At 44.4% G+C, this 25,513-nt stretch carries 21 protein-coding genes; 16 read left to right on the forward strand and 5 right to left on the reverse strand.

Annotation, left to right across the window (positions count from 1 at the left end):
* Position 1: 1 nt before the first annotated feature.
* Positions 2 to 769: a lysophospholipid acyltransferase family protein gene (locus R7P74_RS16685; protein ID WP_005388305.1), complete on the reverse strand. Its 768-nt coding sequence runs from the start codon at positions 767 to 769 to the stop codon at positions 2 to 4.
* Positions 766 to 1,494 (reverse strand): beta-ketoacyl synthase chain length factor, encoded by a 729-nt coding sequence (locus tag R7P74_RS16690; protein ID WP_213896173.1) that lies wholly within the window; start codon positions 1,492 to 1,494, stop codon positions 766 to 768. Before R7P74_RS16690 ends, R7P74_RS16685 begins: the two co-directional genes overlap by 4 nt.
* A gap of 76 nt (positions 1,495 to 1,570) precedes the next feature.
* Between R7P74_RS16690 and R7P74_RS16695 the strand changes: the two genes are divergently transcribed.
* The 13 genes from R7P74_RS16695 (at position 1,571) to R7P74_RS16755 (ending at position 18,141) form a co-directional block, all read left to right on the forward strand.
* Positions 1,571 to 1,969: a hypothetical protein gene (locus R7P74_RS16695; RefSeq protein WP_005382272.1), complete on the forward strand. Its 399-nt coding sequence runs from the start codon at positions 1,571 to 1,573 to the stop codon at positions 1,967 to 1,969.
* A 27-nt stretch (positions 1,970 to 1,996) separates the two neighbouring features.
* On the forward strand, positions 1,997 to 3,064 hold the full coding sequence (locus R7P74_RS16700; protein ID WP_262665596.1) for a class I SAM-dependent methyltransferase: 1,068 nt from the start codon (positions 1,997 to 1,999) through the stop codon (positions 3,062 to 3,064).
* Positions 3,065 to 3,071: 7 nt separating this feature from the next.
* On the forward strand, positions 3,072 to 4,316 hold the full coding sequence (locus R7P74_RS16705; protein WP_005388294.1) for an NAD(P)/FAD-dependent oxidoreductase: 1,245 nt from the start codon (positions 3,072 to 3,074) through the stop codon (positions 4,314 to 4,316).
* Between the two features lie 211 nt (positions 4,317 to 4,527).
* Positions 4,528 to 5,268 carry a transglycosylase SLT domain-containing protein gene (locus tag R7P74_RS16710; RefSeq protein WP_080276914.1) on the forward strand — a complete coding sequence of 247 codons (741 nt, stop codon included), beginning with the start codon at positions 4,528 to 4,530 and terminating at the stop codon, positions 5,266 to 5,268.
* A gap of 99 nt (positions 5,269 to 5,367) precedes the next feature.
* Positions 5,368 to 6,576 carry a DEAD/DEAH box helicase gene (locus R7P74_RS16715; protein ID WP_318122982.1) on the forward strand — a complete coding sequence of 403 codons (1,209 nt, stop codon included), beginning with the start codon at positions 5,368 to 5,370 and terminating at the stop codon, positions 6,574 to 6,576.
* Between the two features lie 250 nt (positions 6,577 to 6,826).
* Positions 6,827 to 7,489 (forward strand): potassium channel family protein, encoded by a 663-nt coding sequence (locus R7P74_RS16720; protein WP_005388291.1) that lies wholly within the window; start codon positions 6,827 to 6,829, stop codon positions 7,487 to 7,489.
* On the forward strand, positions 7,486 to 8,853 hold the full coding sequence (locus tag R7P74_RS16725) for a TrkH family potassium uptake protein (RefSeq protein WP_025766961.1): 1,368 nt from the start codon (positions 7,486 to 7,488) through the stop codon (positions 8,851 to 8,853). The genes R7P74_RS16720 and R7P74_RS16725 overlap by 4 nt, the downstream gene beginning before the upstream one ends.
* 360 nt (positions 8,854 to 9,213) lie before the next feature.
* Positions 9,214 to 12,189 (forward strand): M6 family metalloprotease domain-containing protein, encoded by a 2,976-nt coding sequence (locus R7P74_RS16730; protein ID WP_318122983.1) that lies wholly within the window; start codon positions 9,214 to 9,216, stop codon positions 12,187 to 12,189.
* A gap of 172 nt (positions 12,190 to 12,361) precedes the next feature.
* Positions 12,362 to 13,174 (forward strand): sugar transporter, encoded by an 813-nt coding sequence (locus R7P74_RS16735; protein ID WP_318122984.1) that lies wholly within the window; start codon positions 12,362 to 12,364, stop codon positions 13,172 to 13,174.
* A gap of 176 nt (positions 13,175 to 13,350) precedes the next feature.
* Positions 13,351 to 14,820 carry a protein adenylyltransferase SelO gene (locus R7P74_RS16740; RefSeq protein ID WP_225473969.1) on the forward strand — a complete coding sequence of 490 codons (1,470 nt, stop codon included), beginning with the start codon at positions 13,351 to 13,353 and terminating at the stop codon, positions 14,818 to 14,820.
* A gap of 212 nt (positions 14,821 to 15,032) precedes the next feature.
* The gene (locus tag R7P74_RS16745) at positions 15,033 to 16,031 is read left to right on the forward strand and encodes a TRAP transporter substrate-binding protein (RefSeq protein ID WP_017634784.1); all 999 of its coding nucleotides are present in this window, start codon (positions 15,033 to 15,035) and stop codon (positions 16,029 to 16,031) included.
* A gap of 70 nt (positions 16,032 to 16,101) precedes the next feature.
* The gene (locus R7P74_RS16750) at positions 16,102 to 16,776 is read left to right on the forward strand and encodes a TRAP transporter small permease (protein WP_005384308.1); all 675 of its coding nucleotides are present in this window, start codon (positions 16,102 to 16,104) and stop codon (positions 16,774 to 16,776) included.
* A gap of 3 nt (positions 16,777 to 16,779) precedes the next feature.
* Positions 16,780 to 18,141, forward strand: a complete 1,362-nt coding sequence (locus tag R7P74_RS16755) for a TRAP transporter large permease (RefSeq protein ID WP_225473971.1) — start codon at positions 16,780 to 16,782, stop codon at positions 18,139 to 18,141.
* 33 nt (positions 18,142 to 18,174) lie between these two features.
* On the opposite strand, the gene R7P74_RS16760 is transcribed toward R7P74_RS16755, so the two are convergent.
* The 3 genes from R7P74_RS16760 to R7P74_RS16770 all read right to left on the reverse strand — a co-directional run bounded on the left by R7P74_RS16760 (position 18,175) and on the right by R7P74_RS16770 (position 21,583).
* Entirely contained in the window at positions 18,175 to 18,357 is a 183-nt protein-coding gene (locus tag R7P74_RS16760) for a hypothetical protein (RefSeq protein WP_021034161.1), read from the reverse strand.
* Between the two features lie 78 nt (positions 18,358 to 18,435).
* Positions 18,436 to 19,773, reverse strand: a complete 1,338-nt coding sequence (locus tag R7P74_RS16765) for a sigma-54-dependent transcriptional regulator (RefSeq protein ID WP_033906888.1) — start codon at positions 19,771 to 19,773, stop codon at positions 18,436 to 18,438.
* A gap of 4 nt (positions 19,774 to 19,777) precedes the next feature.
* Positions 19,778 to 21,583, reverse strand: a complete 1,806-nt coding sequence (locus R7P74_RS16770; RefSeq protein ID WP_033906887.1) for an ATP-binding protein — start codon at positions 21,581 to 21,583, stop codon at positions 19,778 to 19,780.
* Positions 21,584 to 22,109: 526 nt separating this feature from the next.
* On the opposite strand from R7P74_RS16770, the gene tig reads away from it, so the two are divergent.
* From tig to clpX, 3 genes are all read left to right on the forward strand, one after another.
* Positions 22,110 to 23,417, forward strand: coding sequence for a trigger factor (tig, locus tag R7P74_RS16775; RefSeq protein ID WP_005382251.1), 1,308 nt, complete (start codon positions 22,110 to 22,112; stop codon positions 23,415 to 23,417).
* A gap of 105 nt (positions 23,418 to 23,522) precedes the next feature.
* Positions 23,523 to 24,149: an ATP-dependent Clp endopeptidase proteolytic subunit ClpP gene (clpP, locus tag R7P74_RS16780; RefSeq protein ID WP_005382347.1), complete on the forward strand. Its 627-nt coding sequence runs from the start codon at positions 23,523 to 23,525 to the stop codon at positions 24,147 to 24,149.
* Between the two features lie 70 nt (positions 24,150 to 24,219).
* On the forward strand, positions 24,220 to 25,500 hold the full coding sequence (gene clpX / locus R7P74_RS16785) for an ATP-dependent protease ATP-binding subunit ClpX (protein ID WP_005382345.1): 1,281 nt from the start codon (positions 24,220 to 24,222) through the stop codon (positions 25,498 to 25,500).
* Positions 25,501 to 25,513 lie beyond the last annotated feature (13 nt).

Genomic DNA, 25,513 nt, shown 5'->3' on the forward strand with positions numbered 1-25,513 from the left:
ATTAATAAAAGTTTTCTGGAAAAATGTTTTCAGCTAGGTGCTGTTGTAAGCGTCGCGCCGCTATTGTCGGCGACGTAGTTTGCTTTATAAAGGGGGTAATCTCAACTTTATCCTTAACTTCAACCCTGAAAAAGGGCTTTGTTGCCGGTACTTGATACCATTTTTTCTCTTTTGTGAGGAAACTTGGCGTTACCGTAATATGGACAACTCTTAAATCTCGTTCTGTTCTTACCGCAATTTGTGCTGCACCGCGTTGTAATTTCGGCTCTACACCTGGTGTTGTTCTTGTTCCTTCAGGAAATATAAGCAACACGTTGCCTTTGTTAAATCGTTCATCACAAAGTGCTAATAAATCATCCGGTGCTTCATTGGGAATATATCCGGCTGCTTTTACGATGTGCTTCATAAAAGGATTCGACCATATTGCCGATTTTACTAAACAGTCGCAGCGATTTAATTGTGAAGCAATGAGAACGTAATCGATTAAACTAGGGTGGTTGGCAACAATTAAACAATTACGATCTTGTTGAAGAATATCGGCACCAATAATTTGATAATCGATTGCGCCACTTAGCTTCATCAATTTACAAAATGTGTTGAATGAATATCGAATCGCACCCTGAACTTTATATTCGCGTTCCGTTTGGTCTGAAACAAAAATACGAATGGTCGGAATAACAATGAAACTCAGTACTAAACCACCTAACCCAAATACTGAAAAACAAAAGCCTGTTGCTAGCACACGCCAATACTGATTTAAGCGAGTCATTTTTTGTGCCATTCCCAAGCTTGTTGCGGAGCGAAAATAGTCCACTGGCTTTTATCTAACAAGTATTGTTGCAAAAATACTAAACCTTGAGGAAGAGGATGACCGGAACGTTCTGCGTTTATGGAGCTTTGTATCGCGAAATTGTCTCCATGAGAAAGTATCAAGCCAAGTCCAAACCCTTTGTATTGTTGGTTTTCATATTCTAAATAAGAGTCAGGCATAGGCTCATCAAAATCAACAAGCAGTACTTTTTTGTCAGGATTGTCGGACAAAAACAGCCATGCTTCTAATATTGCGCTTTGGAATGTGTTTTCTGCCGCAGCGATAGAAGTTAGGGGAATGGGTTGTTTAGTTGCGATAGTGGCAAGCCCTGCGGCGGTATTGTGCACCGATTGAGAAAAAGCCATCGGAGACGCCTCTTCTCCATTAATTATATCTTCAACTAGTGCGACGCTGCGATGCAGTTCACCATGACGGCTTGAAAATACAAGGTAATCAACTTGATGTTGATTAAGCATTTCGATTGCAGTTTGTACCGCCAGTTTACTGAGTGGGCTCATTCTTCTGCGCATCATCGCAGGAATATTTGCAACATTGATTTTGCCATCTTCTGGCCATTTTATCTCTGTTGCCCATTGTTTCCATTCATTGGATTCGGATAAACCGAATGAATTCGCTGTCCACGCATCAATATTGAACGAAATGTTGATCTTCGAGTTTGGCATATTGGGTTAAATTGTTTATTTTACAGCTCGATACAAATTGGGGTTGACCCAAATTCACAATAAAAAGGAAATTATCATGTCGCGTTTTAAGCTGTATGTCTCGTTATTATTAACTTTGCTTCTTGTTGGTTGTGGACGAGTACAACCTGTAATGAATGTGGAGGATACTCCAGTTGCTTATGATCTTCAAAATAAACAAGTAAAAATGGCCATAGTGCAATCAGCAACTAACCGAGGCTGGACGATCGAAGAAGTAAGCCCTGGTGTTCTTATTGCAAAAATCCACGTTCGTAAACACTCTGCAGAAGTAAAAATCCCATACAATAATAAATATTACTCAATTATTTATCTCAACTCAGTAAATCTCAAAGCAAGTGATGGCAAAATCCACCGCAATTACAATCGTTGGGTAAACAACTTGAATGTTGATATTCAGCGAGCTATTGCATTGTTGGGCAATCAATCTCAACAATAAAACTATTAATTGCAGTTAGGTTTTTCCGTGTTAAATCAAAATAATGACCCTTTTAATGCTTTTGAGGCGAAGACAGAAGCTCAGAAGTTATCTTTTGCACCAATCGTGTTCCAGACTGCTAGAACGCTTCGAGATTTAGGTATTTTAGCCGCTTTAGACAGCGCTGGCGCACAAGGCATGAGTGCCACAGATATTGCCGAGAAAACGGGAGTATCAGAATATGGTGTTAAAGTACTGTTGGATATGGCGATTAGTGCGCATATTGTTTTATGGGAACGACCTAACTATTCGCTTGCAAACCTTGGTTTTTACCTTCTTCATGATGGTATGACGAATGCAAACATGGATTTTACGGCAGATGTTTGTTACGCCGCGATGATGCATTTGACGGAAGCAATTCAAGAAGGTAAACCGTCTGGTTTGAAAGAGTTGGGCAATTGGGAGACCATCTATCAAGGTCTATCGACGTTACCAGAACAAGCCAAACAGAGCTGGTTTAAGTTCGATCATTTCTATTCGGATCGCTCGTTCCCACTTCTGCTTAAAGAGGTATTTGCAAGCAAGCCAAAGCATCTTGTGGATATTGGCGGAAATACGGGAAAATGGGCGATTCAGTGTTGTAAACATGACCCTGACGTTCAAGTGACGATTGTTGATTTACCGCAGCAATTAGAAGTAGCGATGAAGAATGTTTCAGAAAACCAGTTCGTCGAGCGTGTACGTCCATACCCTGCAAACATGCTTGATAAAGCACAAACATTGCCTGAGCATGCTGACGTATGGTGGATGAGCCAGTTCTTGGATTGCTTTTCCCCAATTGAGATCCTCAATATCCTTAAAAAAGTTAAAGCCCAGTTAACGAAGGGAGATACTATTTACGTATTGGAGCTGTTTTGGGATGCTCAAAAATACGCGGGAGCTTCCTATAGCCTTAATGCCACTTCTCTTTATTTTACCTGTTTAGCTAACGGTAATAGTCGCTTTTATCGCAGTGATGATTTCTTAGAAATTGTCGAAGCGGCAGGTTTATCTGTCGTTGAAAGAACCGACAATATTGGCCTTGGTCATACCTTATTAAAACTACAAGCAAACTAAATTCAGAATGAAAACAGAGCTCAAGCAAGTTGTTGTCGTAGGAGCGGGGCCATCAGGTTCAACCGTTTCTGCGTTATTAAAATCGCGTGGCATAGATGTTGTTGTCTTAGAAAAAGCGACTTTTCCACGTTTTTCCATAGGAGAAAGCCTACTCCCTGCATGTATGGAAGTTGTTGAACAAGCAGGAATGACTCATGCAGTAAAGCAGTTTGGTTTCCAGTATAAAGATGGTGCTGCATTTCGTCGTAATGGCGTATACACCCAGTTCGACTTTACAAACAAATACACGCCAGGACCGGGTACGACGTTTCAGGTTCAACGTGCCAACTTTGATAAAGTATTGGCAGATAGCGCTGAAGAGCAAGGCGTAGAGATTCGCTATCAGCATGAGCTGCTCAACCTAGTGTTTGAAGGGAAAAAGTCTCGATTAGAAGTGCTCGACTCAAATAAGAAGGCTTATCAAATCGAAGCAGATTTTGTGTTGGATGCAAGTGGCTTTGGGCGTGTTTTGCCACGCTTGTTGGAGCTAGAAGAACCTTCTTGTCTTCCGCCTAGAAAAGCGATCTTTACCCATATCGAAGATCATATCTCTCCCCAAGAGCCGGAATACGATCGCAACAAAATTTTAATTTCAGTTCATCCTGAAAATCACGACGTATGGTACTGGCTAATCCCATTCTCTAATGGTACTTGTTCGTTTGGTGTGGTGGGTGAGCCAGAATTTTTCGAACAATACCCAGAAGATAAGATTGCAGCGTTGCAGCAGTTAGCCAATGAAGAGCCGGGTTTGGCTTCTTTGTTGCGAAATGCGAATTACCCGAATCCAGCAGGCGAGTTGGGTGGCTATTCTGCTAACGTCAAACGTTTAGCGACAGAGCACTACGCGTTGCTTGGTAATGCAGGTGAGTTTCTTGATCCTGTATTTTCATCGGGTGTCACTATCGCCATGAAATCGGCAGAGTTTGCAGCGGACTGCGTGGTTCGTCAGCTGAATGGTGAAAAGGTTGATTGGCAAGAAGAGTACTCGCAACGCTTAATGGTGGGAGTGAACACATTCCGCACTTATGTGGAAGGCTGGTACAACGGCACGTTGCAAGATGTGATTTTCTATCAAAACCCGAACCCACGTATTAAACAGATGATTAGTGCGATTTTGGCTGGATATGCTTGGGATACGAATAATCCTTACGTAAAACAAAGTGAGCAGCGTTTGTCGACGCTTGCAGAACTGGTTCGGGAAGCTGAACTGTAAGAATATACATTCGCTTATCCGAGAATCAGTAAGCCTAGGTCTTACCAAAAAAATTGGTAAGACCTTTTTAATGCCTCTTTACTTTTACTTCTAGCGTGTTGGAGACACATTGACCACTTACATCGGTGTGTATCGAATTTGAGAATTTTTATGGTGACACTGATCACATCTAGAATTCCTGTTGCTGATATTTATATTAAATTTGTAGGAAATGGATTACATTCTGGGAGTGTTCCCTACATCCGGCTTCGTTGTGAAAACGGTTTATAAGCAACTGTATAAGTTAGTAAAGTTCCAAAAACTACACCAAAAAAAAGACAAGTTTCTTACCAAATCAATTCGCTTGGTGAGTTCGAGCCATCGACTACGCCAAACGCTTCCTCTACTTTCTAAAATTGTTGAAGAACATGACGCATCAACGGTCTCTTCGATTGCAGATCCCGAGAACGCGGTAGCGTGGGGAGGTAAAGTTTCTCCAGAGTTCAAATCTAAAGTCATTCGTATTAGTAAAGAGCTAAAGATCAATCCTAATCATCTTATGGCGTGCATGGCATTTGAAACTGCTGAAACTTTCAGTCCAAGCATCAAAAATGGTTCCGGAAGCGGGGCTACAGGGTTAATTCAATTTATGCCCTCTACCGCAGAATCATTAGGAGTGAACACAAAGACTCTTGCGAGAATGAGCGCGCTTGAACAACTTGACTATGTGAAAGCGTACTATTGGCCCTATCGAAATAAAATTAATAGCTTAGAAGATGCTTACATGGCCATTCTCTACCCTGCTGCGATTGGTAAACCGCCGTCTTTCGTTTTGTTCAGACAAGGCTCAATTGCCTATCGACAGAATGCAGGTATCGACCGCCACAAAACGGGGAAAATCACGCTTAATGATGTTTCCTACAAAGTGAGGCAAAAATTAGAAAAAGGTTTGCAGCCCAATTTCATGGGCTAAGATTGTGTCATGTTCCTAGTTTTTCGCGCATGAATCCTTCTGTTACTTCACGGGGATTCTGATACACTACGCGCCCATTTCCTCTGTTGAGACCTTTCTATGCCATTTTCTAAGCTTGGTTTAAGCGCATCGATTGCTGATGCAGTAAAAGCGCTAGGTTATGAAAAACCCACTTCTATCCAACAAAAAGCCATTCCAATCGTATTGCGTGGCCGCAATTTAATTGCAGCAGCGCAAACGGGCACAGGTAAAACGGCCAGTTTTGTTCTGCCAATCTTAGAAAAGCTTAGTCGAGGCGAAACGCAACGTAAAAAACGCGCTCGGGCGGTTATCCTAACGCCAACACGCGAACTTGCGCTTCAGGTTCATCAAAGTATTGAAGCTTATGGTAAAAACTTACCATTACGCTCAATGGCGATGTTTGGTGGTGTGGATTATGCAACACAAAAACAAGCCTTGATCGAGGGTGTCGATATTGTGGTAAGCACGCCTGGGCGCTTGATTGATCTGTACGGTCAACGCGCGATTCACTTTGATGAAGTGGAAATACTAGTGCTTGATGAAGCCGACAAAATGTTGGATATGGGATTCATCGATGCGATCGACAAAATCGTCGACTGTATGCCAGAACATGTGCAAAGTTTGCTGTTCTCAGCAACGTTATCTAACCCTGTTCGTGACTTGGCGAAAAATGCGATTATTGATCCTGAAGAGATCACGATTGCAAAGCACAGTGCCTCAAAATCAAATATTAAACAGTGGATCACGACCGTCGATAAAGACATGAAGTCGTCGCTGTTAAGTCACTTGCTTAAAGAAAATGACTGGTCGCAAGTACTAGTATTTATTGAAACTAAACACGGCGCAGCCAAACTGGTAAGCCAACTTGAGAAACGTGGCATTGTGGCAGAAGCATTCCACAGTGGCCGTAATCAGCGTGTTCGCCAGGAATTAATAGAAAAGTTTAAAGCGGGTGAAATCCAGTACTTAGTCGCAACCGGCGTTGCTGCGCGCGGTATTGATATTGATAATCTGCCAGTTGTCATCAACTACGATTTACCTTACCCAGCGGATGAGTATGTACATCGTATTGGTCGTACAGGTCGTGCTGGCGCGAAAGGTGAGGCGATATCACTGGTTTCAAAAGACGACTTTAAGAACCTCTGCATGATTGAAAGTCGTTTAGGGCACTTGCTAGAGCGAGTGGAAATTGAAGGTTTTGCGCCAAGAAAGCCAGTACCAATTTCAATTTTAAATTACGTGCCTAAGAATAAACGTAAACCGCACGATAAGCGCGAATCAAAATAGCCAGTTTATCCCATGATCTAAAAGCCGCATTCTTGCGGCTTTTTGCGTTTTAAGGCATCCAATTATGTAGCCATCGCGACGGTTTCTATTCGGTAATGAGGAAAAAAGTTAATCAGTGTCATACGCTTAACACGTAAAGTGAATCAAGGTGCGTTAAGCTTTTGTCAATTATCTGTCCGCAGGTTTGCACAAGGTAAGGAATGGGCGCAAACTTTTTTGCTTGCTAATGAATGCATAAGATGGGGCACAAATGAAAACAGGTGATAAGCAATTCGCCGTTATTGGTCTTGGCCGATTTGGTTTGGCAGTGTGTAAAGAGTTACAAGATTCAGGCGCTCAAGTTTTAGCCGTTGACATCAACGAAGACAGAGTTAAAGAAGCCGCCAGTTTTGTTAGTCAGGCGGTTGTGGCTAACTGTACTCACGAAGAGACGGTTGCTGAGCTCAAACTTGATGATTACGACATGGTGATGATTGCCATCGGAGCGGATGTCAATGCCAGTATTCTTGCGACATTGATTGCTAAAGAGGCGGGAGTAAAGTCAGTATGGGTTAAAGCCAACGACCGCTTCCAAGCTCGTGTTCTGCAAAAAATTGGCGCAGACCACATTATCATGCCTGAGCGTGACATGGGGATACGTGTCGCGCGTAAAATGCTCGATAAACGGGTTCTTGAGTTCCACCCATTAGGCAGTGGCTTAGCTATGACGGAGTTTGTGATTGGCTCTCGTTGGATGGGTAAGACACTAAGTGATTTGGCTCTGTGCAAAGTCGATGGCGTGCAAGTGCTAGGGTTTAAACGGGGCCCAGAAATTACCAAGGCACCTGACCTTAATACCACACTAGAAATTGGTGACCTAATTATTGTGGTCGGCCCTCAAGATGCGCTCGCAAATAAATTAAAATCGCTATGACGTATTTTCATCAGAAAGGTGTTTTTTACGCACCAGATGGTAAACAAGAGAAAGCGAAAGGCAACGAACCGCGAATTATATTGCTCAGTTTTCTCGGTGTTTTACTGCCTTCTGCGGTATTGCTAACCTTGCCAGTTTTTTCTGTTACGGGCCTGTCGATAACGGATGCTTTGTTTACTGCAACGTCCGCTATTAGTGTGACAGGTCTTGGTGTTGTCGATACTGGGCAACACTTTACGCTTGCGGGTAAAATCTTGCTGATGTTTTTAATGCAAATCGGTGGGTTGGGGCAGATGACGTTGTCGGCAGTCTTACTCTATATGTTCGGCGTGCGTTTGAGTTTGCGTCAACAAGCGCTGGCGAAAGAAGCATTAGGGCAAGATCGGCAAGTCAATCTAAACCGACTAGTAAAGCGGATTGTTGTTTTCGCGCTTGTTGCAGAAACGGTCGGGTTTATTTTTCTCTCTATCCGCTGGGTCCCTGAAATGGGCTGGCAGACTGGTATGTTTTACGCCTTGTTTCATGCAATTTCTGCATTTAACAACGCTGGGTTCGCGCTGTTTTCTGACAGTATGATGAGCTTTGTGAATGATCCGTTGGTTATCTTTACACTGGCGGGGCTATTCATTTTTGGCGGGCTTGGTTTTACTGTTGTGGGTGACATCTGGCTAAACTGGCGCAAAGGTTTCCACTTTTTGCATCTTCACACCAAAATCATGCTGATTGCGACACCGATATTGCTCTTAGTCGGAACGATGATGTTTTGGTTACTTGAGCGAAGCAACCCAAACACAATGGCGTCTTTACCTGCAACAGGGCAATGGTTGGCGGCATTCTTTCAATCTGCGAGTGCGCGAACGGCAGGGTTTAATAGTGTTGACTTGGCGTTGTTTACCCAGCCGGCCTTACTGGTCATGATTGTTCTGATGTTAATTGGAGCGGGTTCCACCTCAACGGGGGGCGGTATTAAAGTTTCCACATTTGCTGTTGCGTTTATGGCTACGTGGACCTTTTTACGCCAAAAGAAACATGTGGTTATGTTTAAGCGAACCATAAATTGGCAAACTGTGACTAAGTCATTGGCAATTATCGTTGTGAGCGGAGCCATCCTGACAAGCGCAATGTTTTTATTGATGCTTACCGAGAAGGCCAGCTTTGATAAAGTTATGTTTGAAACCATTTCCGCATTTGCCACAGTGGGGCTCACCGCCGGTTTGACTGCGGAACTTTCTGAACCTGGTAAATACATTATGATCGTGGTGATGATCATTGGTCGTATTGGGCCGCTCACGCTTGCCTACATGTTGGCACGTCCTGAACCTACCTTGGTCAAATACCCAGAAGACGCCGTTCTTACAGGTTAATATAGCGTTCAACAATGGCCGCGCGACCATTACGAGCATTGATTAATAGCAGTGCTCGTACATTTATAGAATATGTGGAATGTTGCCCAGTTTTACCTACAAATTCGTAGAAGTTCATTTCTTCTTCCTTTCGTTTCGATACTATTCATTCACTCAATTTATATTCTCAGAAGCTACGCTCATAACAGCGTTTTGGAATCCGACGCTTTTGTAGTGTGACACCAAACTACGTCGTGTTATCTGAGCGAATTGATACCAGCCTTCGTCAATAGTCACTCAGTCTTACTCTATGCACATAGGGTTACTTTGTGTTTGTTGTGCTTGGTATGAATGAACGAATCGAAAAGATGGAGTCGTACTTTGAAATTCAACACACTCGCCATGGCTATGCTAACTGCGCTTCTTGCAGGGAAGAGCATGGCAACTACTCCGCCATCACCGATTTGGCATACTATTGCGTTGAGCGATGGTAGCTCCAGTGAGGCAATTCTACGTGGAACGGCAGATTTCCACTGGTTTGAAGATAAGCAGGGCAATGCCTTACTTCAGGAAGACGGCGTTTGGTTTTTCGCGCAGATTCAGCGCGAGTCAGACACGCCAATATTGACCTCGACAGGTGTGGTGAAAACGCAGTCGAGTGAGCCACCTGAGTCGGCGAGGTTTCGCCCGGATTTACAAGTTAAACCGCAATTATCTTCTCTAAAAACCATTGAGCCGATGGCACGAAAAAACCTACTGCAAGGTTACCAGGCGATGAGCAGTTCAACGGTGAAGCAGCAGCCCCTATTAGTTGTGCAAGTTTCGTTTGATGACCAAGCAATGGTGCACGATTTTGAGCAACGCGTATTTAATACCAATGGTCAAAGCGTTGTGGATTACTTTGATAAAAACTCTCAAGGTAAATTCAAAGTTGTTCCTGCACTTGAGAGTTACGGCACCGCCAATGACGGTGTGATAGATGTGACTGTGGCACAAAGCCACCCTAACTGTCACTCTAGTTCTACTGATAAGACATGCACCGCCAAGTTGAATGCGGTTTTCACCGAGGCTTATCAAAAACTGGATCCATACTTTAATCTTTCGGCCTACGACAGCAATCAAAATGGTACCGTAGAACCGTCAGAACTCTCTGTCATGTTTATTTTTGCGGGGGGCGATCGTTCAACAGGGGTTCTCAACCGTCCTGCTATTTGGCCGCACAAATTCTCTCACGATGATGTCACACTAGATGGTAAAAAGATCACAGACTATTGTGTGTTCGCTGACTATCAAGTTGATCATCAAGCGACGTTGGGCGTGATCGTACACGAGCTTGGCCACTTAATGCTTGGCTTGCCGGATTTGTACGCAAGGAACAGTGATGCCTCGATTGGCTCTTGGGGCGTGATGGGTGGCGGTTCATGGGCGCAGAAACCGGGAGATTCATACGCTGGTGACACTCCGGTGAACATGAGTGCATGGAGCAAACACGCTGCTGGTTTTGTTGTACCAACGGTAACTCATGAAAGTCCAGCGCCTATTTCTGTGAACAACGACGATGTCAAGCTGGTGTATCTCGACCCGTACTTGAAAGAGTTTGGTCCACGTGTTTACTTGGAAAATCGCACCTTTAGCGGTTACGACCGAGCATTGGCGGCTGAAGGTATCCTGGCGACGTCGGTCAATGTCCAGAACCGCTTTAATGATGTTGGCGCGATGCAGGTTCAAATCATGCAGGCTGATGGTCTGAATGAGTTAGAAAATGATGGTAGGAGTGACGCTGACGATTTGTACCCTAATGGTGGCGATGTCATTTCAGATACATCGACCCCGGGTCTGAGAGCGATCACAGGGTTTGATACTGGGGTTCGTATTTCCAACATTGCCAGCAACACCAACGGCGGTAGCTTTTCTCTTGAGCATACAAACGAACCAAATAAATCAGCATGGCTGAACTCTCTTCATCAAGGTTATGTGTACGCGAGTGGGAGTAACACTCTGGCGGTGTCACTGGACTTGAATAGTGATACAGAGCTTGATGGCCTTCAACTTTATGCGCAAAGAGATAGCGCTCAAAGTGACATGACTTATCGAGTTTGGCGATTCCCATTTTCTGGAAACATTGGCTATCGATTAATATTGAATCAAAACAACGCTGAGCTTTTACAGCAAGGTAACTTCCAAAAGTCATCTCGAATTTTATTCCCCCAATCAAGCCAATTGAGTGCGGGTCAGCACTTATTGGTCGTTGAATTGGAAGGCGGTCAATTTGATGCAAACTTTGACTTCGGCCGCTTGCTAAAAACTGAAAAAGCCTCCCTACCTGTAATGTGGACTGGTGATTACAGTGAGATTGGCACGTTTGGTCTAGAAAAAGCCGGGTTCTCTTATATTCCGTTTGCAGCATTATTAAATGTGGATGCGAGCAACTTGGTTGAAGCGAAATCTGATTCGTTACAAACCAATAAAAATACGCCAATCAAACTGAACCTGATGGACAATGATTTCATGGCGGTAGGGTATCAGTTCAATGTGGACATTGTGCAGAAGCCTGAGCACGGCACCATCTCTGGTAACCAGTACCAACCTGAAGCTAACTTCGTTGGTCTGGACACTTTCCAATATCGTTTGTTGTCGGTTGATGGTGCGTACTCATCTTCAATCGTGAATGTGCAGGTGGAAGTGCTTGGCAGCAACGAAGCGCCAGTGGCTGTGATTGATATTGGTAGTAAAGACATGACGGTTGGGCAGCGAGTCACGTTGTCTGCGTTAAATAGTACGGATGCTGATGGTGATGTGTTGAGTTATAAATGGGAGCAGTTGGCTGGCACTTCAGTTTCTCTTGGCAATGCAACCAGTGTTAGCACAGGCTTTACGGTGCCTCAAGGTGCAAAAGCGGGTGAGGTTCTGACATTCCGTTTAACCGTGACTGACCCTAGTAATGAAACGTCCAGTGCTACCGTCGATTTAACCATGAAAAACGCAGTGCCAGTTACGCTCGTAGATACGGCGACCGTTGCCGTTGGTGAAAGTATTCTGATTGATGCAGCGAGCAATGATTCGGATGTGAACGGCGATAAACTGGTTGTAGAAAGCGTACAGAACGTAACGGGTGTGGGAAGTGCGAGTGTAGAGAATGGCAAAATCCGTTTTCAAGCACCGGATAGCCCTACTGACGGCATCAAGCTGCAATATACGGTTTCAGACGGTCATGGTGCCACTGCTACGGGGGAAGTTATCGTGACGGTTGTTGCTTCTTTGAAGACAACGACATTCAAGAACTCAGAAGGTAGCGGCAGTGTTTCTTATTGGGCTTTGATGTTACTTGCAACATTAGGCTGGCGACGTCGCGTCTAAAACGGTATTGAATTGCGGTATAAGCCACTCACATTGAGTGGCTTATTTTTTATCTGATTTATTTTGGTTTCGTTCTCATTGTCTTATGAGATGTGTTTCTCATTATTTTTAAAGCGATTTTTCTACTCTGCGGTTACCCTAGGGGCCGATTTTTATGAACTAAGGATGTTATATGTCTACCGAGGGCTTTTCTGTTTCGGAAATATGCCGAGAAGCGGCAGTGATGGTCAGAAGGAATCTACTCGCAATTGTTATTGCTTGTATTCCGTTGATTATCGTGCACTCAGTTTTTACTTTTATGTATCCTGAAATGACGGGGCAAGATCAAGCGAACGTTCAAGAAGGCAATGTCGCAGGATTTTATTTCGTCACAATTATTTTGTACCCACTTGTTGCCGCTATGGCGGCTGTGCGTGTGCATCGAATTTATTTAGCCGGCGATTACATGCACTCTGCGTTGGATGTATTTCGTTTGTCAGCTCGAGAATTCCGTTTCATAGGCTGGTGGATACTGTTTGGACTGATGATGATGCTCGTTATTGGTATCCCGATCTTTGTGTTGTCGTTTATCTACATTGCAGAAAGTGGTGAAGCCGACTTTGTTGCTATGGCTATTATCACAACGATTGCAAGCGTTCCTGGCTATTGGGTAATGGCGCGATGGTCATTTGTGTTGCCAGCGACTGCAATGGATCATCAGCCGCGCAGTTTGCGTCGTTCGTGGAACCAGAGCAGAGCATACAACAAACAAGTATTCATTTTGATGGGACTAATTCCATTGGGTGCGGGCTTGCTCAGTCAGCTGATCTTTAGCCACTTTACGAATCTCTTTATGTTGAGCCTCGTCGGTGTGGCCTATGGTATTTTTGGCGCGTACCAGCTGGCATTGTTATCGTTGAGCTATAAAACGGTAGTGGATATCGAACGCGCTCGTTTTGATACGACATCACAGCCACCAAAAACGGGTGAAGAATTTTCCGCTTAACCCTTTGATCGTTTTTACATGCTACCTCCGTTTAGGAGACGGTCTGCGGCAGGTTGATACCTTCCTGCCGCCTTCGCGTTATTCACGCAAAATACCCATGCCCATTTCATGGCTGAATGACAGGGACATTCACACGTATACTCACAACAGTACTTCTTTTTATTAAGGAACCCTACATGTCCATTTGGCAACGGGTCAATTTCACCCATCGCTTTAGTCAATTACCGTCAGCGTTCTATACGTTGGTCGAGCCACAACCCTTGGACAACACTCGCTGGGTCGCTTGGAATGGTGAGTTTGCACAGCAGTTTGGTTTACCAGAAGAGCAAAACGATGAGTTATTGGCGGTTTTTTCTGGGCTAAGTGAATTCGAACAATTTCGTCCTCTTGCGATGAAATATGCAGGCCATCAGTTTGGCGTTTACAACCCAGATTTGGGCGATGGACGTGGATTACTGTTGGCAGAAATTGAGCATCAGGATGGTACTTGGTTTGATCTTCACCTCAAAGGTGCAGGGCTAACGCCTTACTCGCGAATGGGAGATGGGCGAGCGGTATTACGCTCAACTATCCGTGAGTACTTGTGCAGTGAAGCCATGGCGGGCCTTGGGGTTCCCACGACACGTGCTCTTGGTATGATGGTCAGTGATACACCTGTTTATCGAGAAAAAACGGAATCGGGCGCTTTGTTACTTCGAATGGCTGAAACCCATGTTCGATTCGGTCACTTTGAGCATTTCTTTTACACCAACCAGTTAGCAGAGCAGCAGCTGTTGGCGGATAAGGTGATTGAGTGGCACTTTGCTGATTGTGCATCGGCGGAGAAACCATATGCCGCGATGTTTGACGCCATCGTGACTAAAACAGCCGAGATGATCGCATATTGGCAAGCTTTTGGTTTTGCGCATGGTGTGATGAATACCGATAACATGTCAATTCTTGGGCAAACTTTTGATTATGGTCCGTTTGGCTTTCTTGATGATTATGAGCCGGGATACATTTGTAATCATTCAGACTACCAGGGTCGTTACGCATTTGATCAACAGCCTAGAATTGCGCTTTGGAACCTGTCAGCACTGGCGCATGCGCTATCGCCACTCGTTGAACGAGAAGATTTAGAATCGTCGTTGAGTCAATTTGAAGTTCATTTAAGCCAGCAGTTCAGCCGCCTCATGCGTGAGAAGTTGGGCTTAAAAACCAAGATAGCGGAAGACGGGCGTTTGTTTGAAGCTATGTTTGAGCTTCTTCACCAGAACAAAACGGACTACACTCGCTTCTTCAGAACGCTTTCAAACCTTGATAATGCGCCTTCCCAAGCCGTAATCGATTTATTTCTCGACCGAGAAGCTGCGCGAGCTTGGCTTGAACTGTACTTAGCTCGGTGTGAGCTAGAGGTTGATGAACTAGGGGGCCTGATTTCAACCGAACAGCGTTGCAAACAGATGCGTCAAGCCAATCCCAAATACATCTTGCGTAACTACTTGGCTCAGTTGGCGATTGATAAAGCGGAAGAAGGGGACTTTAGCGAATTACACCGATTGGCCGAACTGTTAAAACGCCCATTTGATGAGCAACCTGAGTTTGATGATTACGCGAAATTGCCGCCGGAATGGGGGAAGAAAATGGAGATAAGCTGTTCTTCATAAATGGGTCATTTCCCACCCATTTGTATCTTTTTCTTGGGTGGAATTCACTCGTTACACTTCGGATTCATGTTAATGGGCTATGTTAATTTATTGAAATACATATAAATTTTAACATGGTCCATTAATTGCTCTTTGTTGAATATCCGTACCCATCGCCTAACACCTAGTTACTCATGGACGGGATGGGATGTGATTCAACAAGGAGAATAATAATGTTTAAGCCTCTAACTCTACTATCTGTCTCTGCACTTGCTGTTACCAGTTTTAATGCTGCCGCAAATTGTGACCCGGGTGAAACGGTCATCAAGTTTAGCCATGTAACGAACGCGGACAAACACCCTAAAGGCATCGCGGCTTCGTTACTTGAAAAGCGCGTCAACGAAGAGATGAACGGTAAAGTCTGTATGCAGGTGTTTCCTAACTCAACACTGTATGATGATGACAAAGTGTTGGAAGCGCTACTGAATGGTGATGTTCAACTCGCTGCTCCTTCTCTTTCTAAGTTTGAGAAATTCACCAAGAAGTACCGCCTTTTCGATCTTCCTTTCTTGTTCGATGATGTCGACGCGGTTGACCGTTTCCAAAACTCGGAAGCGGGTGAAAAGCTGAAAAATTCAATGAAACGTCGTGGCCTACAAGGCATTGCGTTTTGGCATAACGGCATGAAGCAAATGTCAGCCAACAAGCCGCTCATTTCTCCAACTGATGCTGAAGGACTTAAGTTCCGTGTTCAAGCCTCTGATGTACTCGTTGCTCAGTTTGAGCAGCTAGGTGCTAACCCACAAAAAATGTCGTTCAAAGAAGTTTACGGCGGCTTGCAAACTAAGGTTATTGATGGTCAAGAAAATACTTGGTCAAACATTTACGGCAAAAAATTCTTCGAAGTTCAAGATGGCATTACGGAAACGAACCACGGAATTCTGGATTACTTAGTTGTGACGTCAAACGACTTCTGGAAAAACCTACCAGATGATCAGCGCGAGCAGTTAAATACCATTATTCAAGAGGTAACTGCGCAGCGTAATGCTGAGTCAACCAAAGTAAACCTTGCGAATAAGAACAATATCATCGAAGCCGGTGGTGTGGTTCGTACTCTAACGCCAGAACAGCGCCAAGAGTGGGTCACTGCACTTCAACCAGTATGGAAGAAGTTCGAAAAAGACATTGGTTCTGACCTAATCGAAGCCGCTTTGGCGTCTAACCAAAAATAATAACACCTAGCACATTTAGCCCTCTCAAACTGAGGGGGCTCTTTCCCCCTACAGACGACGTGATGTAATTATGGAACAGACTTTTTTTGCCAAGGCTGGACGAATCACTGATGCCATTGAAGAGACTTTGATTGCTTTCTTCTTGGGTGCCATGACCTTGCTGACCTTTGCCAATGTCATCTTTCGTTATGTCTTTAACGACAATATTCTTTGGGCGCTTGAGCTCACCGTTTTCATGTTCGCATGGATGGTGTTGGTTGGCGCATCTTATGGTGTGAAAAAACACTTTCATATTGGTGTCGATGTCATTATTAACATCGTTCCGGAAGGTAAACGAAAAGCCCTGGCGCTTTTTGCAGCAATGTGTTGCTTAGCCTTCTCTATTTTGCTGTTAATTGGCGCTTGGAACTACTGGTATCCGTTCGCTACCGACCGAGCGTGGTATGAAACGGACGATATTCCGATGCCTGAAATACTCCAGTTCATGGCCGACTGGTTAAATGAGGGAGAGCGTTATGAAAAGCTGCCACGTTTTATTCCTTACTTCGCTTTGCCACTTGGAATGGCGCTACTAACGTTTAGATTTGTTCAAGTCACGTGGCAAATCGCTACTGGTAAGCTCGATCGCTTGATTGCAGGACATGAAGCGGAGGAAGAGCTCGAATCTCTTAAAGCTGAGATGAGTGACGCTGAAGACGTAATGGCTCCAAAGGCCTCGCAAGACGCTAAAAACAAGGAGCAATAAGCCATGGATATCTTATTTCTATTTTTGATGGTAATTGGCTTTATGCTGGTTGGCGTGCCAATTGCTATTTCGCTGGGCCTTTCCAGTGTTCTTTTCCTTTTAATGCATTCGGATGCCTCTTTAGCGTCAGTTGCTCAAACGCTGTTTAATGCATTCGCGGGCCACTACACGCTATTGGCTATTCCATTCTTTATATTGGCTTCAAGCTTTATGTCGACGGGTGGCGTAGCAAAGCGGATCATTCGTTTCGCCATTGCCATTGTAGGCTGGTTCCGCGGTGGTTTGGCGATGGCTTCGGTTGTAGCGTGTATGATGTTTGCCGCGTTGTCAGGTTCCTCACCTGCAACGGTTGTTGCCATAGGTAGTATTGTTATCGCAGGTATGATCAAAAACGGTTACTCAAAAGAGTTTGCCTCTGGGGTAATTTGTAACGCAGGTACGCTAGGGATTTTGATCCCACCTTCGATTGTGATGGTGGTGTATGCAGCCGCAACGGATGTGTCAGTTGGACGTATGTTCCTTGGTGGTGTGATTCCCGGTTTGCTGGCGGGTGTCATGTTGATGATCGCGATTTACATTGCCGCGAGAATCAAGAACCTTCCAAAGCAACCTTTTGTCGGTTGGAAAGAAACTTTTGATGCCGCCAAGGATGCAAGCTGGGGCTTGTTGTTGGTCGTCATCATTCTTGGTGGTATCTATGGCGGTATCTTTACGCCGACAGAAGCCGCTGCGGTTGCTGCTGTGTACTCATTCTTTATTGCTAACTTTGTATACAAAGACATGGGGCCATTTGCAGACAAGAAAAACACTAAACCTGCGCTCGTTAAAACCTTCCAAACCTTTGTTCATAAAGACACCAAACACACCCTGTATGAAGCGGGCAAACTCACCATCATGCTGCTGTTCATCATTGCTAATGCCTTAATTTTGAAGCATGTTTTAACGGAAGAACGCATCCCGCAAATGATCACCGAGTCGATGCTCTCCGCTGGTCTCGGACCCATCACTTTCTTGATTGTGGTGAACGTCTTGTTGTTGATTGGTGGTCAGTTTATGGAGCCATCAGGCTTGTTGATCATTGTTGCGCCGCTCGTGTTCCCAATTGCGATTGCATTAGGCATAGACCCAATTCACTTGGGCATAATGATGGTGGTGAATATGGAGATAGGAATGATAACGCCGCCCGTGGGTCTTAACTTATTTGTGACCGCTGGTGTTGCCAAAATGTCGATGATGAACGTAGTGAAGGCAGCATTACCCTGGGTTGGAGTGATGTTCTTATTCCTAATTATCGTCACATATGTACCATGGGTTTCGACTTGGTTGCCTACTACCTTGATGGGGCCGGAGATCATTACCAAGTAATGGAAGCCAGAAAGTAGAAAGAGGTGTGAGAATTCACACCTCTTCGTCTATTGACTTGTAACAAGTTTTGCGCGGGTCTGAATTAATTCGACGTTCATAGTGTCGCCACCTCTTTTTATTTTTGCGACGCTCTTCACCGAATCTTCTCTCTTCTTGATAGCAACCGTCTACGAGCACGGTATCTGTAACAATCGGTATTCTCACTTTTTCGTTCATATCTATAACAACCATGATAAACCCGTTGTTAAAAATTATGATTCAAGTTGAATATAATGCCAGCTATTTGAACGTGTTTTATTTGTAAAGGTCTTTATTTATTTGGTAGCGCTGCATCTTGTCGTAAAGAGTTTTTCTTGGCACATTCAATTGGCACATTGTCTGTTTAATACTACCGTTGTTTTCTAATAAAGCGCCTTCAATGGCTGCTCTCTCAAACTCCGCCACTTGCTCTGCAAGGCTTGAGAAAGACTTAGTAACTGGGTTCGATTCTCCCAACTGAATTAACTTACCCAATAGCACAAAACGCTCTGCAGCATTTCTGAGTTCTCGAACATTGCCAGGCCAGTCATGGCTCATCAGTTGCGCTAGATCTTGGGGTGACAAGCTAGGTGAGCTTTTGCCATAACGTGAAGCTGCTACCAACAGAAAGTGGTGAAAGAGGGCGGGAATGTCTTCTTTTCGTTCGCGTAGTGGCGGGAGATCCAGGGTCACGACATTGAGCCGATAGTAGAGGTCCTGACGGAAAGTACCTTCTTCAGCTGCGTGTTTTAAATCGACCTTTGTTGCGGCAATCACTCGAATATCTAAAGGCAATAATTCATTTGAACCGACACGCTCAATCACGCGCTCTTGTAATACCCTCAATAAACGAATTTGGGCTTGAATAGGCATCGACTCGATCTCATCCAAGAAAAGTGTGCCGCCTTGTGCAAACTCAAATTTACCGATACGACGGCTTTCGGCGCCAGTGAATGCGCCTTTTTCATGGCCGTAGAGTTCACTCTCAATTAAGTTCTCTGGAACCGCTCCACAATTTACGGCGACAAAGTTTTGGTTCCGGCGAGAGCTTTGCTCATGTAAAGAACGAGCGATTAACTCTTTCCCTGTACCGGTTTCACCAAACAATAAAATATCGGCGTCGGTATCGGCGATTTGGGTGATGGTCTCTCGTAATATTTGGATGCTAGAGGTTTCACCAATAACTCGTGGACCAAGGGTTTTACTGGCTTTAAGTGACAGGCGCAGTTTTTCATTTTCATTGGTTAGTTTGCGCTTCTCAATCGCCCGCTTAACCGTTTCAACCAAATGTTCTGGCGCAAAAGGTTTCTCAATAAAGTCGTAAGCGCCTTGATGAAGGGCTTGCACAGCCATGGAAATATCACCGTGTCCAGTGATCATGATGACGGGTAAGTTTGCATCGCGTTGAGTCAAAGTTGTCAGCATATCCATACCAGAAATGCCCGGCAAACAGATATCAGTGACCACGACGCCAGCTTCTTCTCCTTGCTGCATCGCTATTAAAGCCGATTCTGCATCCACAAAAAACTTGGCGTCGATATCCGCCAGTTCAAAGGTCTGTTCTATAGCGATTCTGAGATCGGCCTCATCATCAATAAAAAACACCTGACACATGATCTTATCCTTTTGATGGTTCAGTGTTGTAAGAAGTGATAGGTAAACACAATGAGAATCGAGCGCCGCCTTGTTCTCGATTATGGGCACATAATTTTCCATTCATACTGGCTAAGATTTGTTGCGAGATAGAGAGACCCAAACCTAAACCGTTCAGTTTAGTGGTTAGAAACGGTTCACATAAATCAGAAAGTGAGAAAGAGCCAAGCCCTGGGCCATTATCATCAACATGAATCCAAACCAAATCAGTGTGCTCATCGTGTTCTACAGATAATTCTACCTGTTTGTCTTGTTGCTCTTTGAGTGCTTCTATCGCATTAGTCAGTAAATTGACCAACACTTGCTCCAGTTGAATAATATTGATCTGCACTTCAACATCATGCTCTGGCAAATTTGTTTCTAACGTGACGCGCCCTGATTTAAATGCGGGCTTCATCAGTTCTTTTACAGAGGCAATAACAGGGAACAGTCGAGATTGAGCCAACTCGTCACCACTGGTTTTTTTGGCGAAAGAGCGAAGTTGCTGACTGATATTTGCCATACGGTCAGTGAGAGCAGAAATGCGAGTGAGATTATCTTCCACTCGCTCATATTTTTCTTTTTTTAGAAACAGCTTGCCGTTCTCCGCAAAGCTACGAATTGCCGCAAGTGGATTATTCAGTTCATGGCTGATACTGGCCGACATTTGTCCTAACACCGCGAGTTTCGCTGCTTGCACCAATTCGTCTTGAGTAACGCGTAAAGTTTGTTCGGTATCGATACGCTGTGCGATCTCCGCTTGCAACTCGGCAGTCCGTGCCATGACTTGATATTCCAACTTTTGATTTGCTTCTTGTTGAATTCGTTCAAGTTGCAAGTGACGCTGTTGACGGTGATAGATAAGCTGACCAATTAAAAACAAAACCATGAATGCTAGAGTGAGTACAAAGATGTAACCCATGGTGAACCAAACGATCGACTGTTTAGGAGACAGCACACGAATAGTCAGTTTGAGTTCGGGTAGGGGCAGCGAAGAGACTACCAAGGTTCCTTTATTGTATGGGTAACCCTGTTTAAGCTCAGAATGCACCTCGTCCAAACTACCCACTAATCCAAGCGTTTCAATTGGCGCATCAAGATATTGTTGGCTTGCCCAAACTTGCTTTTTCTCTTTTTTTGTCAGTGGTTGTAAGCTTTTGAGCAGCCATTCACTTCGGCTACTCATGAAAACAATTTCGTATGGGTCGCTGGCGACAAAAACACTGTTTGGTTGCTGCCAGTTGTCCTCTATCTTACTTAGGTCCATCTTCACCACGACGACACCAAGTACACCGCCAGCGTATACGATGGGATAAGAATAGTAGTAGCCACGTTTACCAGATGTTGAGCCCAGTGCGTAGTATTGGCTTCTTTTGCCTACAATGGCTTGTTTGAAATAAGGGCGAAATGCAAAATTTCGCCCGATAAAGGAGCGCTCTTTACGCCAGTTGCTGGCCGCGATCGTTGTACCCCATTGATCGATTAAGTACGTATCCGCTGCTTCAATCACGCCATTAACGGATTCTAAATACCGATTAGTGATTTCCAGTTGCGCACTGTTGTTGGGGTGCAGAAGCGCTTGATAAAGAGGATCATCTTTAGCGAGAAGATTTGGAATATGGGCGTACTTATCGAGTTTATTTTTTATATGGCCAGAAAACTGCTCCAACTGTGATTGGTGTTTATCAAGTAGAGATTGATAACTGGTCTGCCAAACCCAATGGCCACCGATAATTGCGGACAGGAAATAGAAAGCAAAAAATGTCAGCAGAATCCGTTTTTTTTGCGACATCCTTACACTCCTTACAACTTCCTTTGGTCACGTAAGAAAATGTTAATAGTTTGTAGGAAGGATTAGGGATTTAGTTTTCAACTCTGTGGAGTAAAACAAGAGCAAGATCTCTTTTTAGGCTTTTCGATAAAAAAACCGGTCGATTCTCTTGAAAAAGTCGCTATTGTCCCCATTCTAGATATGCTGGCAATGCTTAGACGGTGTCTGAATCGCATTTTTGAAGAAAAAATGGGTCAGCATTCGAGAATTTAGCGCAGACAATGTCCACATAGTGGCTATTGGCTCGACAGGGTTGCGACAGATCGCTAGAATGTCGCGTCTAAAAATTCTGTCCTGAGGCTAATAGGAGATACCTTTGGTTATTTTATCGAAGATATCACTGATTAGTCCGGTACTGACAACCAGTATCGATACTCGATTTTAAATTAGGTGTTCGGACAGAACACTACACAAGGATGAAGCGTAAGCTCCTCTGAGTTTCGCTCATACGCTCGGAAAACCGAGCCACTTTAGAGGTTTATATATAATGCAAGTTACTGTTGAAACGCTAGAGGGCCTAGAGCGCCGTCTAAACATTACTGTTCCAGCTGCAAACATCGAAGACGCTGTAACAGCTGAACTACGCAACATCGCTAAAAACCGTCGTTTCGATGGTTTCCGTAAGGGTAAAGTGCCTCTAAAAATGGTTGCTAAGATGTACGGCAAAGCAGTACGTCAAGACGTTCTTGGTGAAGTAATGCAACGCCACTTCATCGAAGCTATCGTTAAAGAGAAAATCAACCCAGCTGGCGCTCCAACTTTCGCTCCTGTAGAGAACAAAGAAGGTTCAGACCTAGTTTTCACTGCAACTTTTGAAGTTTACCCAGAAGTTGAGCTTAAAGGCCTAGAGAGCATCACTGTTGAAAAACCATTAACAGAAGTTAAAGATGCAGACGTAGAAGAGATGATCGATACTCTACGTAAGCAACAAGCAACTTGGGTTGAAGTTGAAGAAGCAGCAGAAGATGGCAAACGCGTAAGCATCGACTTCGTTGGTTCTATCGACGGTGAAGAGTTCGAAGGCGGTAAAGCTGAGAACTTCCCTCTAGAAATGGGTGCTGGTCGCATGATCCCTGGTTTCGAAGACGGTATCGCAGGTAAAACTGCTGGTATGGAATTCGACATCGACGTGACTTTCCCAGAAGATTACCACGCTGAAAACCTAAAAGGTAAAGCAGCTAAGTTCGCAATCAAAGTGAACAAAGTTGAAGCTCGTGAACTTCCAGAACTAAACGACGAGTTCGTTGCTAAGTTCGGTGTTGTTGAAGGTGGTGTTGAAGCACTTAAAGCTGAAGTTCGTAAGAACATGGAACGCGAACTTAAGCAAGCTGTTAAGAACCGCATCAAAGAGCAAGCGATTGACGGTCTAGTTGAGCAAAACGACATCAACGTACCATCAGCGCTTATCGAGCAAGAAATCCAAGTTCTACGTCAACAAGCTGCACAACGCTTCGGTGGTAACCCAGAAGCTGCTGCTCAGCTTCCACGTGAACTGTTCGAAGAACAAGCTAAACGTCGCGTAGTTGTTGGTCTTCTACTAGGTGAGGTAATCAAATCTGAAGAGCTAAAAGCGGACGACGAGAAAGTTAAAGCTCTAATCGAAGAAATGGCTACTGCATACGAAGATCCATCAGAAGTTATTGCTTACTACGAGCAAAACGAAGAAATGATGAACAACATGCGCAACGTAGCTCTAGAAGAGCAAGCAATCGACGCGATCATCGCTAAAGCACAGGTTTCTGAGAAAGAAGTAGGCTTCAACGAGCTACTTAACCAACAACAACCTGCTGCTTAATAAGCAATATCTTGCGTAGAAGGTTGACTTAACGTTAACTATTCTGCTAACAATGGTCCGTATGATAGTCATCATCCGGGCCATTTATTTTAGGGACATAAGAATATGAGCTACCAAGAAAAAAATGCAATGTCGCCAATTATGGACGCGCTAGTACCAATGGTGGTTGAACAAACTTCCCGAGGCGAACGCTCTTACGACATCTACTCACGTCTGCTGAAAGAGCGCGTGATTTTTTTAACGGGTCAAGTGGAAGACCACATGGCAAACCTTGTCGTGGCTCAGCTACTTTTCCTAGAATCTGAAAATCCAGATAAAGATATTTTCCTATACATCAACTCGCCAGGCGGCAGCGTAACAGCTGGTATGTCTATTTACGATACCATGCAGTTCATTAAGCCAAATGTCAGCACTGTGTGTATGGGTCAAGCATGTTCAATGGGTGCCTTCCTGCTTGCAGGTGGTGCGCCAGGTAAGCGTTACGTACTGCCTAACTCTCGTGTAATGATCCACCAACCATTGGGTGGTTTCCAGGGTCAAGCTTCTGATATCCAAATCCATGCTCAGGAAATCCTGACGATTAAACAGAAGCTAAACAAGTTGTTAGCAGAACATACAGGCCAACCTCTTGAAGTCATTGAGCGCGATACTGATCGTGATAACTTCATGTCATCAGAGCAGGCTGTGGAATACGGTATCGTGGATGCAGTGTTAAGCCACCGTGGCGAGTAATTAGCCAGCGCATTTTGGCAAAAATTGATATACACTCATTCATGAAGAGTAAAGGCTAAGAGGTTAGCGAATGACAGATAAAAGCAAAGAAAGTGGCAGCGGTAAATTGCTGTACTGTTCTTTCTGCGGCAAAAGTCAGCACGAAGTTCGCAAGCTAATCGCAGGTCCGTCAGTGTACATTTGCGACGAGTGTGTCGACTTATGTAACGATATTATTCGCGAAGAAATCAAGGATGTTCTCCCTAAGAAAGAATCTGAAGCGTTACCAACGCCAAAACAGATCCGTGAACACCTTGATGACTATGTGATCGGGCAAGATTACGCGAAAAAAGTGCTCGCAGTTGCGGTATATAACCACTACAAGCGTTTACGCAATGGTGATACAACGAGCGAAGGTGTGGAGCTTGGTAAGAGTAACATCCTTCTAATTGGTCCTACAGGTAGCGGTAAAACACTACTTGCGGAGACATTAGCTCGATTCTTGGATGTGCCATTTACAATGGCAGACGCGACGACACTAACCGAAGCCGGTTACGTAGGTGAAGACGTTGAAAACATCATCCAAAAGCTTCTGCAAAAATGTGATTACGATGTAGCTAAAGCGGAACGCGGCATCGTTTACATTGATGAAATTGATAAGATTTCACGCAAAGCTGAAAACCCATCTATTACGCGTGACGTATCTGGTGAAGGTGTTCAGCAGGCGCTACTAAAACTTATCGAAGGTACGGTTGCATCGGTTCCACCTCAAGGTGGTCGTAAGCATCCTCAGCAAGAATTCCTACAAGTGGACACATCTAAGATCCTGTTCATCTGTGGTGGTGCTTTTGCTGGCTTAGACAAAGTGATTGAGCAGCGTGTTGCAACAGGTACAGGTATTGGCTTTGGTGCTGAAGTTCGTTCGAAGAATGAATCGAAGACAGTAGGTGAGCTATTTACTCAAGTTGAACCTGAAGACTTAGTGAAGTACGGCCTCATTCCAGAATTCATTGGTCGTCTACCTGTAACAACAACACTGACTGAGCTTGATGAAGAAGCGTTGATTCAGATCCTATGTGAACCGAAGAACGCACTGACCAAGCAATATGCAGCATTGTTTGAGCTAGAAAACGCCGAACTTGAATTCCGTGAAGATGCGCTGCGCGCTATCGCGAAAAAAGCAATGGAGCGTAAAACAGGTGCTCGTGGCTTACGCTCGATTCTTGAAGGCGTGCTACTTGAAACCATGTACGAATTACCATCTGCAACAGACGTTAGTAAAGTCGTGATTGATGAGTCCGTCATTAATGGCGAGTCAGAGCCACTGCTTATTTACAGTAACGCAGACAATCAGGCAGCTGGAGCAGAGTAAATTCAGCCATAAT

The sequence above is a fragment of the Vibrio sp. 2033 genome (assembly GCF_033339735.1).